Below are 17,108 nucleotides of genomic sequence, written 5' to 3'. Positions count from 1 at the left end.
GGCGACCGCGCTGATGGGAAAGGCGATGATGATCCCGTTAACGCCACCGGGCGACAGGATTCTCCAGCGTGCCGGCAAACTTGAGGTTTTCGGCAGGATCGGACAGGTTGATCATCTGCTGATTATTGGCCAGCTGCAGGCGGTTCAGACAAGAGCGGGTAAAGGTGGGCGCAAACATATCGTAGCGGGCAAATTTACTGGCCAGCTGCGGATGCGCCTGCTGATAATCCTTCACGCACTGTGCCACCAACTGCCAGAACTGACTCTCGGGCAGCGTACCTGACTGGTGCAAAATCGCGCTGATAAAGCGGAAGATACAGTCAAAGACGTCGGTAAAAATCGACAATAGCTTCAGTTCTTCAGGCACGTCTACCGCCAGACGCTGGACGTTCTCCGGCAGTACCGCCTCCGGGTTCATGACGGCGATTTCTTCGCCAATGTCTTTCATGTAGGCGCTGACCGGCACATTGTTTTCCAGCAGCAGGATCAGATTTTCGCCGTGGGGCATAAACACCAGATCGTGTTGATAGAAGCAGTGCAGCAGCGGACTGAGGTAACAGTTAAGGTAACGTTCAACCCACTGTGCCGCGGGCAGGCCTGAGTCGGCGATCAGTGCGGGCAGTAACGGCTGCTGATGATGATCAACATGCAGGAACGCCGCCATGGTCATCAAGCGCTGGCCGGGCTGCAAATCAGGAACCGGATTATCGCGCCACAGGGCCGCAAACATTTTCTTATAGGCGGAATCGCCCTTAATGGCACGTTCGTAATGGCGGTTGTGATAGCCCACGGCGGCCACCTCGCGCAGGATGCGGAAGTTGCAGCGCTGAAGCCAGCTGTCGTTTGCCACCAGCGTTTCCAGCCATTCATTAATCGCAGGCGTGGTCGCCATATAGTACGGCGACAAGCCGCGCATAAAGCCCATGTTGAGCACCGACAGGGCAGTTTTCACATAACGCTTGTGGGGCTGGCTGCGGTTAAAGAAGGTACGAATCGACTGCTGCGCCTGATACTGGTCATCACCGATGCCCAGATAAATAATGTCCCGACTGGCAATATCCGCCGCAAACACCGTCAGCAGCTTGTTCTGCCACTGCCACGGATGCACGGGCATAAAGATATAGTCCTCGGGTTCCACCCCGTGGCTTGTCAGCTGAGCCGCGAACCGATCCAGAATGGACTGCCCTAGCTCCTCCTGCAGCAACTGCGTATAGCTCAGCGCGCTGAGGCTGGAGAAATGGGCATGACGACGGTGCACGGCTACCCAGATGAGATTTACCGGCGCGGCGGCCTCTGGAGCATAAGCCAGGTAATCCCGCGCATCGAAGCCGATGCGGCCGTTATTGGCGACGAAGCAGGGATGCCCTTCCGTCATGGAGGATTCCACGGTCTGGAAGTCCGCTTTTACCAGCGCCTGGCTGTCTGGATTCTGCTTCTGCAACTTAAATACGCTGCTGCATAAGGTGCTGCTGATCTCTTCCATGTAGGTGGCTAACAGCGCCTGAGGAATGCCGATCTGCGCATTAAACTCCTCAATAAACTGCAGCGCATCCAGCGGTAACGCCCGACCATTCTCCTGCTTTTCCAGTGAGGCAACGTCGATATCCCAGTGGTCCAGCGCCAGACGCTGAGCGGAAAAATGGTACTCTGCCTCGGCACCCGGCACGGCCAGGCGATAACGTCTAGGGTGCATTTCGTCGGGGACGATCAGCTTTTCATGCGCGAATTCGGCAATCGCTTTACGAATCAGTAAACGGTTAGCCTGCAGCCAGTGAGGTCCGGTGAGATGGGCACCGGTTAACAGTGAGGTGGCGTGATTCATTCGTGAGTCCTGCAGTAAAGCCTGTTGATAATCGTCGCGCTGACAGAAGGCCAGCCAGGCGGTTTTGTGGCCCATATCAATGGTGTGCTGGTAGCGAAAACCCGCACGTTTGTTCAGGCGATGGATTTTGTCGTTGCGCACATCCGGTTCGACCACCACGCGACTGACCTCGGGGCGGCTGAACAGGTAATCCATAACGGTGCTGAAGACCTGCCAGCTAAATTCCCTGACCGGGGTTTCCGCGGGCGCGATCAGAATATGCATGCCGTAGTCGTCCGGCTGAGCGGGATAGTGTTTACCCACTTCATCCTCGCGGGCGCGATAGCATTCGACAAGAAAGGCCGGTTCACCATTGCAGCAGCCGATCAACGCCGCATGCGGATCCCTGGCCGTCAGCTGGTGGTAAAAGTCGGCGACCTGCTCTGGTGTGTCATTCTGCATTCCCCAGAAGCGGGCATAGTCGCGCGTCACCCAGCGATGAATCAGCGTGGCGTCAGCGGCCTGCATAGGGCGGAGGGTAAACTGGCCTGCCGGGCGGGCGGCAGTGAAAAGCGTTAACTGTGACATATTACGATTCCGATTGAGCCGGGAAAGTCTGGAAGGCAATCTGCCGTTCGACGGGATAGATCTCTTTGCCGGTGATTTCACGCAGCAGCACCGAATTGCGATAGCAGGCCATGCCCAGATCCGGTGTAACGAAGCCGTGCGTGTGCAGCTCCGCGTTCTGCACGAAGATCTGGTTGTGGCGATCAATGCTGTAGTTACGCTGAACGTCGTAACGGCCCTTCTCGTCCCAGCGCAGACGCTGGCTGATGCCTTCAATAAACATCGGCGGACGATACTGATAGCCCGTTGCCATCACCAGACCGTGCGTACGGCGGGTAAAGGCACAATCCTGCTCCTGCTGATGCAGCGCGAGCTCGAACTCTCCGTTGGGTAACGCGCGCATTCCGGTCAGTTCTGAATGGGTGAACAGGTTAACGTTCAGCGCGCCATCCAGTTGCTTAACGTACATCAGATCGTAGATAGCGTTGATCAGCGTGCTGTTGATGCCTTTATAGAGATTTTTGTGACGCGCATTCAGCGCATCGCGTTTCTCACCCGGCAGCGCGTGGAAATAGTCCACCCATTCTGGCGAGGTCATCTCCAGCGTCAGTTTGGTATATTCCAGCGGATAAAAGCGTGGCGCACGGGTTATCCAGTTCAGCTGATAGCCAAACCGATCGATCTCCGTAAGCAGATCGTAATAGATCTCTGCCGCGCTCTGCCCGCTACCCAGTACGGTAATGGACGGTTTTTTCTGCAAATCCGCCTTATTCGCCAGATACTGACTGGAGTGCGTAAAACGCGACCGGTATGGATGGCTGCAGGCAGGCAGCCAGGCTTCAGGACCGGTGCCCAACACCAGCCTGCGGGTCAGCCAGTCCTGCTGCTGCCCACTGACCGTATCGACTGCCCGTACGCGGTAGCACTGCAACGCTTCGTCGTAGCTCACATAGTCTACGCGCGTGTTCCAGCGCAGGTTACTCAGCTTTGAACAGGCCCACTGACAGTACTGGTTGTACTCTTTACGCATCAGGAAAAAGTCTTCGCGGATATAGAACGAATACAGTTTTCCTTTCTGCTTCATATAATTCAGCAGACTGTAAGGACTGGTGGGATCGGCCAGCGTCACCAAATCGGCCATAAACGGCGTTTGCAGATGCGCACTTTCCAGCATCATGCCGGTATGCCAGTCAAAGCCCGGATTCTGATCCAGAAAGAGGCCATTCAGCCCTTCAACAGGTTCACTCAGACAGGCCAGGCTGAGATTGAAAGGACCGATGCCAATTCCGATAAAGTCATAAATGTTGTCGTTCATCGTACCGTTCTCACTGGTTAGCGGCTTGCAAAGTCAGGTCACGTGCCTGCTCCCGGCCGTAATGGACAATCAGGGCAATGACGTCTTCCATGTCAGCCACCGTAGTGGTGGGATTCAGCAGGGTAAATTTGAGGTACTGGTGACCCTCGACTTTCGTACCGGCGATCACCGCGTTACCCGAGCGGAACAACGCCTTGCGGATACCGGCATTGATGGCATCCAGCTGTGCGGCCCGCATGTCAGGCCGGGGTACGAAACGGAAGATTTGTGTGGTCAGTTCAGGCGCATGCAGCACCTCAATGGACGGATGGGCTTTCAGCAACTGATGGGTTGCCTCGGTCAACGTCAGGATGGTATCGAATGCTTCCCCCAGCGCCGCCGGGCCCATGATGCGCAACGTCAGCCACATTTTCAGCGCGTCAAACCGGCGCGTCGTCTGAATACTTTTGTTGACCAGGTTTGGCGTCCCTTCCTGCTGGGCGCTGAGCGGATTGAGGTAATCGGCATGGTGCGTCACATGGCTGAGGTGCTGTTTATCGCGCACGAAAAACGCCCCGCAACTGACGGTCTGGAAGAATGACTTGTGATAATCCACCGTCACCGAGTCCGCTTTTTCGATACCACTGAGGCGCTGCCGCTGCGTTTCAGATACCAGCAGGCCACAGCCGTAAGCCGCATCGACGTGCATCCAGATGCCGTGCTGCTGACACAGATCCGCGATAGCGTTCAGCGGATCGATACTGCCAAAATCGGTTGTGCCACTGGTGGCCACGACGGCGATGGGAATCAGGCCCTGCGCATGGCAGTGCTCAATTTCGCGCTCAAGCTGTACGCTGTCCATGCGGTAGTGTTCGTCGTAATCCACGGAAATCACCGCATCGTAGCCCAGGCCAAGAATCGCCATCGACTTCTGAATACTGAAATGACTCAGTCGGGAGGTCAGCACGCGCCATTTCGCGGCCTCCGCCGGCAACCCCTTATGCTTGATCAGGTGACCCGGATGGTGCGTGGCGCACCAACTGTCCCGCGCCAGCAGCATCGCCATCAGGTTGGACTGCGTACCGCCACTGGTAAAGATGCCGTCTGCGCTCGCAGGCAGGCCGATGCGGCCCAGCGTCCAGTCAATGACCTTCTGCTCAATCAGCGTGCCGCCCGCGCTTTGATCCCAGGTATCGACGGAGCTGTTTACCGCCGCCATGATCTGCTCTGCCAGCAGCGAGGGCAGCACAACCGGGCAGTTAAGATGGGCGACATATTTGGGGTGGTGGAACCAGACGGCATCGCGCAGGTAAAGTGACCGCAGCTCTTCCAACGCGGCTTCGTTGCTTCCCAGAGGCTGATCAAGGTCGACGGCGCTGAACGCCGGGGCCAGCTCATGGGGCAGGATTCCGCTGAACGGCTTCTCCACGCGCTGCACCGTGCTGCTGATCAGCGTCAGCGCCGCGTGCGTTTGCTGCTGCCACGCCGTAATCTGCGCCTCGTTAAAGATGACGTCCTGAGCCGCAGGAATATCTTCAGACAGATGTCGGCGCGGGACCGACAGAGTTTGCTTACGTAACACCATATCCTGTTCCTTTGTTTAAGACGTAAGTCGCCTGGCCGCCCCGGTAAAAGGGCAGCAGATCGTGCCAGACCGCACGTGTCAGTTCAGATTCGGTAATCTTTAGCCGGTACAGCTAACCCATCAGCCCTGAAAAATTGAGAATTTATGTTCGCAAAAATCCAAAAAACTACATTTTGTGTGGTTTATTTGTATTTACTGAGTGATTGTTAACGAAAATGACAACATAAATAATAATCATTATCATTCAATTTATGGAAGTGTAACCATTCTCATAAGTATGACTAATATCTATTTACGTGATCTTGATCACAAAAAGTAGGCGAAAGGAGCCGCCAGGCTGACAAAACAGGCTTCCCCACGGCCCTGATTCCGTAGGGAAGTGCTGTTTTCAAGATGTGAATACAGATGACGGGATGCAGAGGCTCAGCCCCGGCACGGTTCTACATTGCGGTCTGGGCATCAAGCCTGAATACACTGACGTTCTCAACCAGCGCGCTGACCTGCTGGTCTAATGCCCGTGCGGACTGGGCTGACTGCTGTGATAAGGTTGCGTTTTGCTGCGTCGCGGCATCCATATGCGTCACCGCCAAATTGACTTGTTCAATACCGGCACTCTGTTCAGCGCTGGCAGCAGAGATATTCTCCATGAGCGTACACAGCTGTTTTACGCTCTCAACGATCGCCTGCATGGATGCCCCCGCGCCTTTTACAAGTGAATTGCCTTGCGCAACCAGCGTCACCGATCGATCCGTGAGTCCCCGAATCTCGCGGGCCGCCGTAGCGGAACGCTGCGCCAGTGCACGGACCTCTGAAGCGACAACGGCAAAACCGCGTCCGTCGTTACCAGCACGGGCGGCTTCTACCGCCGCGTTAAGGGCCAAAATATTCGTCTGGAAAGCAATGCCGTCAATTACCGTAACGATGTCATTAATTTCGCGTGAAAACTGATGGATATCTTCCATGGCAATGACCACTTTTTCGACCACCTCACCGCCATCATCGGCGCGCTGGCGCGTATCACGTGCAATGATGCTGGCATGATGGGCATTTTCTGCATTGATTTTTACAACAGAGGTCAGTTGTTCCATTGACGCCGCCGTTTCTTCCAGCGCACTGGCTTGCGCTTCATTACGTGAAGAAAGCTCACGGCTGCCATGTGCCACCTGATCTGTCGTGGCCGCAATGGCCTCAGTTCCACCGCGAACACCGATCACAATGCGTGTCAGGCTCGTATTCATATCGCGCAGTGCGGCCATCAATTGTGCCGTTTCATCATGTCCGCTGACGCTAATACGGGCGCGCAGGTCACCCGCTGCTACCGTTTTGGCTATCGTGATTGCCTGTTTCAACGGTTGCGTAATGCTCTGGATAAGCCACCATGTAATTCCCACGCCCACTAACAGGATGCATCCCATTGCGATCAGCAACAGCAGGCGCGTTTGTTGGTAATGCGCAAGGTTACTCGCATCAATGTCCCGATGCATTTCCTGCGCACGCGCTAAGGTCGACGTGACCAGCGCATCGATTTGCTGGGTGGGCGCACGATCAATGCCCGTTACCTGATGATCGACCCGCGCGGGGCTGCTGATGTCGTTGATAACATAGCTGTTCAGCGCCGTCAGGTACTGGCGTTCCAGCCCGGCATGCGCCGCGCGCGCCTGCTCAACCGGGGCAACTGGCAGGTTCAGCATGGCCTGAATCTGACTGAGCCGGGTCAATAATTGCTGCGTTTTCTGGCTTTCATTCAAAAAGGCCGTTTTATATTTATCAAATGTATTTTGTCCTTGTGTTCCACGCAGCAGAATATTCTTCCACTCCTGCACTTGTATTTTGAACTGCACCTGCGCGCTGCGCGCAGTATCAATACTTTCTGCAATGAGCATCTCCTTTGCCATAACGGCCTGACTGTTCTCTAAAGCCTGTCCGTTAACACGTAATCCGTTCACCCCCATCAACAGGGTTGCAAGCAGCAGCAACGTGGCAAGAAAACCGAGTCTTTGACCAATTTTAAATCGATTGAGCTTCATAAAAACTGTTACCTGGTGAATAAATAGGAGAACAAACGTGACTTTCGTCACATTGATTATCGTCCTGGCGGGTAGCAACCTTTATGGAGCCGGATGAGGAAATAACGTGACACTTTTGTGACAGAAAGCCCCCAAATAGCGACATTTTGACCCATAATATCTTGCCTTGCGCTTTCACAGCCTGTGCGCTTTGACCTGTAACGGAGGTTGCTCAGCGGGCATTACCGGTGCGACCTGCGCACTGGCATATTGCGCTGCGGTACAAACCGTCCGATTTCGCGCAAAGACATTGTTAAAATTTCAACATCACACATCGGCTTATTGCAGGTTACAGTACGGTTCCCCGGGTGGCATGCCAGCGATTTACGGGATAATCGCTTTGCAGGTAAGATAAAAAACGGATGCGTCGAGCATGCAACGCCTTCTTTTTTGCCTTTATCAAAGGTCACGAAGTGAAAACGGGCGAGTTGAACGCCCCCGTTACCGGCCACCTTCGCGGTGTAACAGACATATGACGTCCTCCTCAAGGAATACAGGTTCAGAGATGACAATGGAAACCCGCCGCGACGAACGTCTGCGCAAACTCGCTCTGGCACTGAAGCGCACCGATAAACTTCACCTGAAGGATGCCGCCCGGTTGCTGGACGTCTCAGAGATGACGATTCGCCGGGATCTGAGCGAACCGACATCCAGCGTCGTCCTGCTCGGCGGCTATATCGTCAGCGATCCCAGAAGCCAACCCGGTCACTATTTTGTCTCCGATCAGCACGGTCAAAACGCCACCCGCAAACAGCAGCTGGCGCAGGCGGCGGCAGGTCTGATCGGGGAGAACGATACCGTCTTTTTCGACTGCGGGACGACCTTGCCCTATGTGGTGGATGCCATTCCGGATGCCCTGCCCTTCACCGCCATCTGCTGTGCCATGAATACTTTTCTGGCGTTAAAAGAAAAGCCCGCCTGCCATGTCATCCTGAGCGGCGGTGAATTCCATGCGGATAACGCCTTATTCACGCCGGTGGGCGGACAGTGCATTCTGGATGACCTGTGCCCTGACCTGGCCTTTATTTCTGCGGCAGGCGTCAGCCACGATCAGGGCGCGACCTGTTATAACCTTAATGAACTGCCCATGAAACACCACGCCATGCGGCGCGCGCGCCAGCGGATTCTGGTGGCGGACAGCAGTAAATACGGGAAAGTGTTACCGGCCCGCATTGGCGCACTTTCACGCTTCGACCTGCTGGTCAGCGACAGCGCGCCAGATGCCACGCTGAGTCAGTGGTTAGCGCAACAGTCTATTCCCGTGCGCCTGCCCTGACTTCAGCCTGTCCACCGGCGTTCTGATGCGCGTTGCCCTGTGCCGTGTCGGTCTGACAACGGACATAAATCAAACAGTTATTCTGAACCCGCGGCCGCCATCGAATAATCCCGTCCCCTCGGCTGTGATTAGGCGGCGAAAAAGGCTAAACTTCGACATCATCCAAACGACAAACAGACCCAGAGGCTCAATACAACGTGGCTCAATTCGTCTATAGCATGCATCGCGTTGGCAAAGTGGTACCGCCAAAGCGTCATATTCTGAAAAACATCTCCCTCAGCTTCTTCCCCGGTGCGAAAATTGGCGTACTCGGCCTGAACGGTGCCGGTAAATCGACGCTGCTGCGCATCATGGCAGGCATCGATAAAGACATCGAAGGGGAAGCCCGTCCACAGCCCGGTATCAAAATTGGTTACCTGCCGCAGGAACCGCAGCTCAACCTTGAGCACACCGTGCGTGAATCCGTTGAAGAAGCGCTGTCGGAAGTGGTTGGCGCGCTGAAACGCCTTGATGAGGTTTATGCGCTTTACGCCGAAGAAGATGCGGATTTTGACAAGCTGGCAGCTGAGCAGGGACGTCTGGAAGAGATCATTCAGGCACACGACGGCCATAACCTGAACACACAGCTGGAACGTGCCGCCGATGCGCTGCGCCTGCCAGACTGGGACGCCAAAATCGCGAACCTGTCCGGTGGTGAACGCCGCCGTGTTGCGCTGTGCCGCCTGCTGCTGGAAAAGCCAGACATGCTGCTGCTGGACGAACCGACGAACCACCTGGACGCCGAATCGGTCGCCTGGCTGGAACGCTTCCTGCATGACTTCGAAGGCACCGTGGTCGCGATTACCCACGACCGTTACTTCCTGGATAACGTTGCCGGCTGGATCCTGGAACTCGACCGTGGTGAGGGGATTCCGTGGGAAGGTAACTACTCTTCATGGCTGGAGCAGAAAGATGCCCGTCTGGCACAGGAAGCCTCGACTGAAGCGGCCCGTCGTAAATCTATCGAGAAAGAGCTGGAGTGGGTACGTAAAGGGCCAAAAGGCCAGCAGTCTAAAGGCAAAGCCCGTCTGGCACGCTTTGAAGAGCTGAACAATACCGACTACCAGAAACGTAACGAAACCAACGAACTGTTTATTCCGCCGGGTGCCCGCCTGGGTGATAAGGTGCTGGAAGTCAGCCACCTGCGTAAATCCTACGGTGACCGCGTGCTGATTGACGATCTGTCCTTCTCGGTACCGAAAGGTGCCATCGTCGGCATCATCGGTCCGAACGGGGCCGGTAAATCCACGCTGTTCCGCATGATGTCCGGTCAGGAACAACCGGATTCCGGTGAGATCGTGCTGGGTGAAACCGTGAAGCTGGCCTCTGTCGATCAGTTCCGTGACAGCATGGATAACGCCAAAACCGTGTGGGAAGAAGTCTCCGGCGGCCAGGACATCATGCGTATCGGCAACACGGAAATGCCAAGCCGCGCCTATGTCGGACGCTTTAACTTTAAAGGCGTCGATCAGGGCAAACGCGTCGGTGAGTTATCCGGTGGTGAGCGGGGCCGTCTGCATCTGGCAAAACTGCTGCAGGTTGGCGGCAACATGCTGCTGCTCGATGAACCGACCAACGACCTGGACATTGAAACCCTGCGCGCGCTGGAAAACGCCCTGCTTGAATTCCCTGGCTGTGCCATGGTGATCTCGCATGACCGTTGGTTCCTTGACCGCATCGCGACGCACATTCTGGACTACCAGGATGAAGGGAAGATCGAGTTCTTCGAAGGTAACTTTACCGAATACGAAGAGTACAAGAAACGCACGCTGGGCGCGGATGCGCTGGAGCCGAAGCGCATCAAGTACAAGCGTATTGCCAAATGATTCAGGGGCGGCAGCAATGCCGCCCTTTTCTTTTCCTCAGCGGTAAAAGTCGCGAAACACCGACGACTGCAACGCAAATTCAATAAACCTCATCAGCGCGGGCGAATTCAGTTTACGACTGGGATAGACCAGCCACAGCTCGTTTCCCTCAACCGTCCATTCCGGTAACACCTGCACCAGGCGCGCATCGCGCATCTCCCCGTCCGTTAAGAAACGCGGCAGTAGCGTAATGCCGGCATGCCCCAGCGCCGATTCGCGGGCATAGAGCAAATTGTCGGTCAGGTGCGCGGGCGGCAGCAGCCAGCGATGATACTGACTGTCGCGTTTAAGCACCCACTCGTTCCAGGCGCGGTGCGCGATACAGCGATGTTCAGCCAGCTGCTGCGGATGAGTAACCGGCGGATGCTGATCGAGATAAGTCTGCGAGGCCACCAGCAATCGCTCGCAGTACCCGACACGTCGCCCAATCAGAGACGATTCCTGTGGCTGGCCGGTGCGTAAGGCAAGATCAAAGCCATCCTGTACCAGGTCGCGAATCTCGTCTGAAACGGAAATGTCCAGCGTGACATCAGGATAACGCCGTAAAAATGCGGCGTTACAGCGCGCCAGTAAGGTTGCCCCAATACCTGCCGGGCTGGTGATGCGCAGGCGACCGCTGGGATTTTCCCGCAGGTTGGCAATCGCCTGTTCGGCACGTTCGCTGGCCTGCATCATCTCCTGACAGTGCAGCAGATAACGCTCCCCGGCAAAGGTCAGGTTAAGCTGGCGCGTCGTCCGGTTTAACAGCCGGATGCCCAGCCGCTGCTCAAGCTGGCTGATACGTTGACTGACGCTGGATTTGGGCAAACCTGCCCGCTCTGCCGCAGCGGTAAAGCTGCCGCACTCCGCCACCAGCGCAAACAGCGCCATATCCTGCCACTCACGAAACGCCATTGTTCACCTCAGACGAACACTCTAATAACTATTGTCCATCTTATCAGCCTGACGGTGGGGCTCTACACTTGAAGAAACACTACTGGAGAATAAATTATGTCTGTCCGCGCGATTGCTGTTGATCCCGAAAACCCAAAAAACTTTACCGAAATTTTCCCGGAAACGCCTGTGCCCGGCGAGTATGACCTGCGTGTCCAGGTAAAAGCCGCCTCGGTCAACCCGGTGGATACCAAGGTGCATAAAGGCGCGATCAAAAATGGTTTGCAGGTGCCGCGTATCCTCGGCTGGGATGCCAGCGGCGTGGTGCTGGAAACCGGCAGCAAAGTCACGGGCTTCAAGCCCGGGGATGAAGTGTACTATGCGGGTGATATTACCCGCCCGGGCAGTAACAGCACCGAACAGTTAGTCGATTCCCGTATCACTGGCCATAAGCCGAAAACGCTCGACTGGGCGGCCTCTGCGGCGATTCCTTTAACGGCGCTTACCGCCTGGGAAGGTTTGTTCGAGCGACTGGATATGGCAGCCGCGCGTGACGATCAAACGCTGCTGATCGTTGGCGGCGCAGGCGGTGTAGGCTCTCTGGCGATTCCGCTGGCGAAAATGCGCAGTAAGGCGAAAGTGATTGCCACCGCGTCACGGGAAGACTCTGCCCAGTGGTGCCGCGATCGCGGGGCCGACCTGGTGATCAACTATAAAGACATGCCCGCTGAGCTGGAAAAGCACGGCATTAAGCAGGTCGACTACATTTTCTGCCTTAACGACACTGACGGCCACTGGGAAACCATGAGCCAGCTCATCGCGCCCCAGGGTCATATCTGCACCATCGTCGAGAACGAACATCCGCTGTCAATGGATCAACTGAAGCTTAAGAGCGCCTCGCTGCACTTTGAGTTTATGTACACTCGCAGCATGTTCACCACGCCGGATATGGCGCAACAGGGTGAGATTCTGAATAGCGTTGCCCGCCTGTTAGATGACGGAAAGCTGCAAACCACCCTGAGTGAAACCCTGCACGGGTTAAGTGTGGAAACCCTGGAAGCGGCCCACCAGCGTGTACTGGAAGGCCATATGCGCGGCAAAGTGGTCATGGTTTACTGATCACCTGCGGATGCCGGTCCGTGCGGCATCCGCTCGCCCCGTTTCACGGGGCTTCCTCGGAGGGAGCCACAGGCGCGGTAAAAGCCTGCGGGTTCCCCTCATCGTCCAGCGCCGTGTAATCAACAAGGATCTGGCTCGCCGCGGAAGGCGACGCGTTTCCCATCAGGGGATACTCTTTGCTGGAAAAAGGCGCGAGCGTTTTATCCCCGTCCAGATAAACGGTGTAGCCTTTTCCGCCTGCCCGCACGGTCATTTTGCCCGGCGTGAAAAAGTAGCCACTACGGTTGGTGGCACGAATGAAAACCTGCCCCTGCATTTTCCTGACCTGAAAGGTGACGGCGTTCACCCGTGCCGTAAACGGTATCGCCTTCTTAAACGGTCTGTTGATCACTTTAAGTTGGGTATTCAGCGCCATGCTGATCTTATCGCTGCCCGGCTGTATCGTTCCTTTTTTTACGGCGCTGATTTCGTACAGATTGAGCCAGTAAAGGGATTCCCGATCCTGTGGCAGCGTTGCGGCCAGCTCAGTGCGTAAAACGGTAATCTGTTTTTTTTCATCTTTGTTCAGCGTAAAAACGCCGGGAAGCGCGACAAAAGGAAAGGCTTTACTGCCCGGCGATTTTTCCGGAGCGCCGCTGTCGACCCAGGTCTGGATCAGCACGGGTGCGTCGCCGCTGTTAACCAGCAGTAACGGGGTTTGCACCTCGCCGGGATGGAAGATCAGTCGGCTTTGCTGCGGAATTACCGCGGCCTGAGCGTTAATCACGATACACATCCATAACCAAAGAAACGTTTTCATCTTATTGCAGCCGAATGAGGATAGATGCGGTTGCATCAACATGGCCCGCCGTCACCGTTTTACCCGGGAGCTTTGCCAGACGGGCGTTGAAAGTACGCTGATACAGTTTCTCGTCATTCTGCTGACTGCCGCTGATCACCTGCGCGTCCTCCAGCACCGGTCGCCAGCCCGCACTCCCGCTGAAGCTGCTCCAGCTTAAAAAGGAGACGGGCTGGCCACCTGACGTTTCCAGTTGAATGCCCACGCCTTTCGCCAGCGACGGTAAACTGTCGTAATGATCGGACACCAGGTAGCGCGAAAGACCGTCTCCCGTCGTCAGTCCCAACTGCTGCGCCTGCAGCCACGCGGCGTAGCTCGGTTGAAACCCCAGAGACAGCTGACCCGACTGAACGCCAGAGAGGTTTTCGGTTCCGTTCGCACAGGCCAGCGTAATGCTGAGCGGCGCCGTCACCGCCTGGCCTTCATTGAGCGCATTGATGCTGATGCCGGGGAAAAGGACGTTTGCGGTATAATTCTCCACCCGGCAGCCCTGGGTCATATTTTGCGTCAGAGTGGCGACCGGCGCGGTATTCATCCCAAAGGCCATGTAACGTCCGGTTCCCCAGGTTTCAAAATGGTTCCAGCTGTCCTGACCCGCTTCGGGCACATTCATCCCCGGCCCCATAAACACCACATAGCCATTGGGCTGGTTGCAACTGTAGGAGCCAGTGTAATTATCGGCCGCCGCCCAGAGGCAGCCCCACGACGCGTAACCCGGCGTGCGGTTGTTGCTGTCGGTACGAATGAGCTCCGCACTGATGGGGCTGAAGTCGCGCCCCCTGATCTTGATTTTGTTCCCGTCTATCTCATACTGCGTGAGCGGTACTTTTTGCCAGATACGGGTAAAAGGCTTACCACTGCGCACGTGAACCAGCTTTAATGCAGTAAAAGGAAAATAGGTCTGGAAATAGTTGTCCCCCATGTCCCAGGCACCGCCAACGTTGCTGTCACCGTTAGTGGCGAAGACTTCAAACAGTTGGTCTTTATCAGCAAGGTCACACTCGTACAACACGCGATCGGGATTGTTGTTAGCAACAGACGGCACCACCCGGAACACCGAACGGGCCAGCACGGTGCCGGCGGGCTGATAACGCAGATTCATTAATGCGATATTGCCGAAATTCAGGGGCGCACCGCAGGCATCACAGCCCTGATCGACCGGGTTGACCCGGGTACAGGTCGCGTAAGCCGGGAGCCACGCTGTCAAAAAAAAGAATGTCATTACCGCTAAAACGCGTTTCATCATTAACACCTTAGAATCTAAAAACGACAGACGGCATCCGCGTAGGTCATCACCGCGTCAGGTTCAGGTTGAGGAATGTGGTAATCCATCACACAGGACGATTGCGCATCGTCACCCCAGACGGCTTTCAGTCGGCCCTGGGTTTTCGCCACACGTAACCAGGCATTGCCGCCCTGGCCAAACGTGCCCACGCGCTTGCCCGTCTCATCCAGCAGATCCGCGCCCACAGGCACCATAGCATCGCGATTCGTACGGGTTTTCAGCATCAGGGGATAACCGCGTAAGGTTCTGAACGACACCTTCACCATCGCACCGGCATAAGGCGCGACACTTTTTTCGCTGTCCTGAATTTCCACATGACCGTCGCTGCCGCTGGCACCCAGCGTAATGGTGTTGTAGTGATACGGGTTGAGCGAAGGGACCAGCGCATAGCCAAAGCGATCGATTTCACTGCCCTGGCTGTTCAGGATGCGTGCGCCCCTGGCCCCTTTCGCCTCGACGAGGGCGAAGGTATCGCCCAGATAATGGCCTAACGTCACACCACCGCTGTGGATCACCGCCGCCCCCATGGCGTTAACGGACATCTGATTAAACCGTGAAGAGGTCGAGGCAGTACCGGTCACGCTGGCCTCAGAAAAGGTTTTGCCCAGGCTGCCGCTTACTGTCGTGTCACGCTGCTGCTGATCGCGATTCACATTCAGGCTGTAGCTGGTGCCGCTCTCACCACTCAGCCCGCTGAGCGACGCTGTGTAATTACTGCCGTTCTGGCTTCCACGGGATCCCCCCAGAGCCAGGTAAGGTGAAGTGGCGTCCGTGCCCAGCGGCACAGAGACGCTGACCTGTAACTGGGTATCTTTATAAAACGTCTCGTCTGCGTACTGAGCCATGACAGCTCTGCGCGGATCGGTGGCATAGGCTCTGCGCGAATACTGGCGCGACAGGGAAATATTCAGTGCGATGTTTTTGGGCAGCACCGTGCCATAACCGACCTGAAACTGTGTCGTCCGCGAGCGACCGTCATAGTAATTTTGCTTCGAGCCGGAGAGATAGATGTTGCCCCACTGCCCCAGCGTCTGATTCAGGGTCATCTGCAGGCGGGTACGCTGCATATATTCGCTGGTAATACTGTTGCGGCCCGGCGTTTCCGCGTTATTCAGTGCAATCACGTCGTTGAGATCGCGGTAACCCTGGGTGGAATACTGGTAGCCCGCAAACGTCAGAGTGGTATTCGTGGGCTGAAAGGTTCGACTGTAACTCAGTGCGTAACGCCATCCCTGGGTCGACTCACCGCCGTTCAGAACCGCGCTGGAATACGCGCTGTTAAATCCCACGGCCCCTATGTCTGAAGCCCAGACGCCGCCAGCCAGCACGGCATGATAGCGTTCGCCCAGCCTGACGCCGCCGTTCAGCGTAATGGCATTGCTCAGGCCGTGCCTGACGGTTAACTCAGTAAAGGTGTTGGCTTTGCTGTAATCCCTGACTTTACCGGCGGCAAAGTTGTAGTCTGTCCGGCCTGGACGCAGCGACTGCGGTAAGACCGCATACGGCACGCTAAAACGATGCAGGCTGCCGTCAGACTCCTGAACCTCCACGCTGAGATCGCCGCCATAGCTCACCGGGCTCAGGTCATTGATCGTAAACGGCCCTGGCGGCACGGTTGTCTGATATATCCGTTGCTTGCCCTGCCAGACCGTCACGCGGGCATTGCTGTTTGCCACGCCGCGCACCAGCGGTGCATAACCCCGAACAGAATCCGGCAGCATACGGTCATCAGAGTCCAGACTGACCCCGTTGAAACTGACCGCCGTAAACAGATCGCCGTTACTGAAAAGCTCGCCTATGCCCGCCTCACTTCGTAATGACGGCAGCGCACGTTGTACCCAGGCCCTGGCGCTTTGCCAGCGATTGCCGACCTCGTCATGCGTAAAGTTTCCCTGTTGACGAAAACGCCACATGCCGACATTGATGCCACTGTTAATACCCAGATACGTGGATTCGAAACGCTGCGCATTTTTATAATCGGAATAGAACTGGTTCAGATTGTAATTCACGAACCCCATGGTCGTGCCCGCCGTCAGGTTTTCGGGCGCGATATAGCCGACGGGCCGCTGAACCCGCATCGCCTGTGGGACGGTAACGTCTACACGCAGGCTGCCCGTATTCACGTTAACTGACGCGCCCGTCAAAAGCGCATCGGGCCTGGCACAGTCTTTCGCCTTGAGCGCAGTGAGATAGTGGGCTTTGACGCCGAAGGCCTGATAAAAGGACAACGGCAGGCATACCGAAAGCGCTCTGCCCGCACGAACGATATCAACCGACGTGGACTGTTGAAATTTACCGTTGAGATAAAGATCGACATCATAGCGGCCGGGCTGGAACCAGGCGTCCTGCACATTGTCAGGCATCGCAATCTGTCCAGGCAGCATTTCGCGCACTAAGGCAGGATCAAACAGATAGTCATCCTGACCTTCAGCCGCCTGACCGCCCCGGAGGAAAAGCAGACTCAAAGCGAACAATAAGAATAATGAGACTATATTCATTT

Annotated in this window: 11 protein-coding genes; 3 read left to right on the top strand and 8 right to left on the bottom strand. The window is 56.0% G+C overall.

The features are described 5' to 3' along the window. Positions 1-37 precede the first annotated feature (37 nt). From G5574_RS16715 to G5574_RS16700, 4 genes are all read right to left on the bottom strand, one after another. Entirely contained in the window at positions 38-2,389 is a 2,352-nt protein-coding gene (locus G5574_RS16715; RefSeq protein WP_164482927.1) for a GNAT family N-acetyltransferase, read from the bottom strand. 1 nt (position 2,390) lies between these two features. Beyond that, positions 2,391-3,683 (bottom strand): lysine N(6)-hydroxylase/L-ornithine N(5)-oxygenase family protein, encoded by a 1,293-nt coding sequence (locus G5574_RS16710; RefSeq protein ID WP_039338790.1) that lies wholly within the window; start codon positions 3,681-3,683, stop codon positions 2,391-2,393. Positions 3,684-3,693: 10 nt separating this feature from the next. Next, entirely contained in the window at positions 3,694-5,247 is a 1,554-nt protein-coding gene (locus tag G5574_RS16705; protein ID WP_164482926.1) for a pyridoxal phosphate-dependent decarboxylase family protein, read from the bottom strand. Between the two features lie 440 nt (positions 5,248-5,687). Then, complete coding sequence (locus G5574_RS16700; protein ID WP_164482925.1) at positions 5,688-7,274, bottom strand: methyl-accepting chemotaxis protein; 1,587 nt, start codon at positions 7,272-7,274, stop codon at positions 5,688-5,690. 550 nt (positions 7,275-7,824) lie between these two features. On the opposite strand from G5574_RS16700, the gene deoR reads away from it, so the two are divergent. Both deoR and ettA read left to right on the top strand, forming a co-directional pair. After that, the gene (gene deoR, locus G5574_RS16695) at positions 7,825-8,589 is read left to right on the top strand and encodes a DNA-binding transcriptional repressor DeoR (protein ID WP_033740198.1); all 765 of its coding nucleotides are present in this window, start codon (positions 7,825-7,827) and stop codon (positions 8,587-8,589) included. A 197-nt stretch (positions 8,590-8,786) separates the two neighbouring features. Next, the gene (gene ettA, locus G5574_RS16690; protein ID WP_006118292.1) at positions 8,787-10,454 is read left to right on the top strand and encodes an energy-dependent translational throttle protein EttA; all 1,668 of its coding nucleotides are present in this window, start codon (positions 8,787-8,789) and stop codon (positions 10,452-10,454) included. 36 nt (positions 10,455-10,490) lie between these two features. On the opposite strand, the gene G5574_RS16685 is transcribed toward ettA, so the two are convergent. Then, entirely contained in the window at positions 10,491-11,387 is an 897-nt protein-coding gene (locus tag G5574_RS16685; RefSeq protein ID WP_033740197.1) for a LysR family transcriptional regulator, read from the bottom strand. A gap of 96 nt (positions 11,388-11,483) precedes the next feature. On the opposite strand from G5574_RS16685, the gene G5574_RS16680 reads away from it, so the two are divergent. Beyond that, the gene (locus G5574_RS16680; protein WP_006118291.1) at positions 11,484-12,485 is read left to right on the top strand and encodes a zinc-binding alcohol dehydrogenase family protein; all 1,002 of its coding nucleotides are present in this window, start codon (positions 11,484-11,486) and stop codon (positions 12,483-12,485) included. 43 nt (positions 12,486-12,528) lie between these two features. Here G5574_RS16680 and G5574_RS16675 read toward each other — a convergent pair whose 3' ends face one another. Genes G5574_RS16675 through G5574_RS16665 form a run of 3 tightly spaced genes read right to left on the bottom strand, consistent with a single transcriptional unit; the run spans position 12,529 to position 17,106 of the window. Next, positions 12,529-13,284: a fimbrial biogenesis chaperone gene (locus G5574_RS16675; RefSeq protein ID WP_006118290.1), complete on the bottom strand. Its 756-nt coding sequence runs from the start codon at positions 13,282-13,284 to the stop codon at positions 12,529-12,531. Position 13,285: 1 nt separating this feature from the next. Beyond that, entirely contained in the window at positions 13,286-14,569 is a 1,284-nt protein-coding gene (locus tag G5574_RS16670; protein WP_054688175.1) for a fimbrial protein, read from the bottom strand. Positions 14,570-14,583: 14 nt separating this feature from the next. Then, positions 14,584-17,106 carry a fimbria/pilus outer membrane usher protein gene (locus tag G5574_RS16665; RefSeq protein ID WP_058702093.1) on the bottom strand — a complete coding sequence of 841 codons (2,523 nt, stop codon included), beginning with the start codon at positions 17,104-17,106 and terminating at the stop codon, positions 14,584-14,586. Positions 17,107-17,108: the final 2 nt, after the last annotated feature.

This window comes from Pantoea stewartii (genome assembly GCF_011044475.1).
Classification (GTDB): domain Bacteria; phylum Pseudomonadota; class Gammaproteobacteria; order Enterobacterales; family Enterobacteriaceae; genus Pantoea; species Pantoea stewartii.
This window is presented reverse-complemented; position numbering and strand designations above follow the sequence as displayed.